The organism is Kineococcus sp. NPDC059986, from assembly GCF_040702905.1.
Taxonomy (GTDB): domain Bacteria; phylum Actinomycetota; class Actinomycetes; order Actinomycetales; family Kineococcaceae; genus Kineococcus.
In genome coordinates this window covers 3737-5288 of sequence record NZ_JBFBND010000069.1, presented here as the reverse complement: position 1 = coordinate 5288, position 1552 = coordinate 3737, and the positions used below count along the sequence as shown (strand labels likewise).

The 1552-nt window shown below is 57.3% G+C and carries 1 rRNA gene (only partly in view); it reads right to left on the bottom strand.

The features are described from left to right. Positions 1 to 12 precede the first annotated feature (12 nt). Positions 13 to 1552, bottom strand: a 23S ribosomal RNA gene (locus AB0637_RS24745) (it continues 1726 nt past the right edge of the window).

The following is a 1552-nucleotide window of genomic DNA, read 5'->3' as shown; positions in this document are numbered from 1 at the left end:
AGCTGGTGCGTAGTAGACAAGTGATCGGCCTATTAGTACCGGTCAGCTCCACAACTCGCTAGTCGTTGCTTCCACACCCGGCCTATCAACCCCGTCATCTCCAGGGAGCCTCCCACCCCTCACAGGGCACGGAAACCTCATCTCGAAGCAGGCTTCCCGCTTAGATGCCTTCAGCGGTTATCCCTTCCGAACGTAGCCAACCAGCCATGCCCTTGGCAGAACAACTGGCACACCAGAGGTTCGTCCGTCCCGGTCCTCTCGTACTAGGGACAGCCCTTCTCAAGTTTCCAACGCGCGCAGCGGATAGGGACCGAACTGTCTCACGACGTTCTAAACCCAGCTCGCGTACCGCTTTAATGGGCGAACAGCCCAACCCTTGGGACCTACTCCAGCCCCAGGATGCGACGAGCCGACATCGAGGTGCCAAACCATGCCGTCGATATGGACTCTTGGGCAAGATCAGCCTGTTATCCCCGGGGTACCTTTTATCCGTTGAGCGACCGCGATTCCACACTCCACGGCCGGATCACTAGTCCCGACTTTCGTCCCTGCTCGACCTGTCGGTCTCACAGTCAAGCTCCCTTGTGCACTTACACTCAACACCTGATTGCCAACCAGGCTGAGGGAACCTTTGGGCGCCTCCGTTACTCTTTAGGAGGCAACCGCCCCAGTTAAACTACCCACCAGGCACTGTCCCTGATCCGGATCACGGACCGAAGTTAGACATCCAGAACGACCAGAGTGGTATTTCAACGATGACTCCACCAACACTAGCGTGCCAGCTTCACAGTCTCCCACCTATCCTACACAAGCCGTCCCGAACACCAATACCAAGCTATAGTGAAGGTCCCGGGGTCTTTCCGTCCTGCTGCGCGTAACGAGCATCTTTACTCGTAGTGCAATTTCGCCGAGTTCGCGGTTGAGACAGCAGGGAAGTCGTTACGCCATTCGTGCAGGTCGGAACTTACCCGACAAGGAATTTCGCTACCTTAGGATGGTTATAGTTACCACCGCCGTTTACTGGCGCTTAAGTTCTCAGCGTCCCCACGACAAGCGTGAGTAACCGGTCCCCTTAACGTTCCAGCACCGGGCAGGCGTCAGTCCGTATACATCGTCTTGCGACTTCGCACGGACCTGTGTTTTTAGTAAACAGTCGCTTCCCCCTGGTCTCTGCGGCCCTCAAACGCTAGCCCGCAAGGAGCTTCACGCCTCAGGCCCCCCTTCTCCCGAAGTTACGGGGGCATTTTGCCGAGTTCCTTAACCACGATTCACTCGCACGCCTCGGTATTCTCTACCTGACCACCTGAGTCGGTTTAGGGTACGGGCGGCTCGAACCTCGCGCCGAGGCTTTTCTAGGCAGCATGGGATCACCCTACTTCCCCCCTACGGGGTCACCATCAGGTCTCAAGCTCAGCATCAAAGCAAGAGGAGCGGATTTGCCAACTCCTCGCCCTACACCCTTGGACGTGGACAACCATCGCCACGCGGAAGCTACCCTCCTGCGTCACCCCTGTTAATACGCTTGACTACTACCGGATCGGGTCGCACGCTG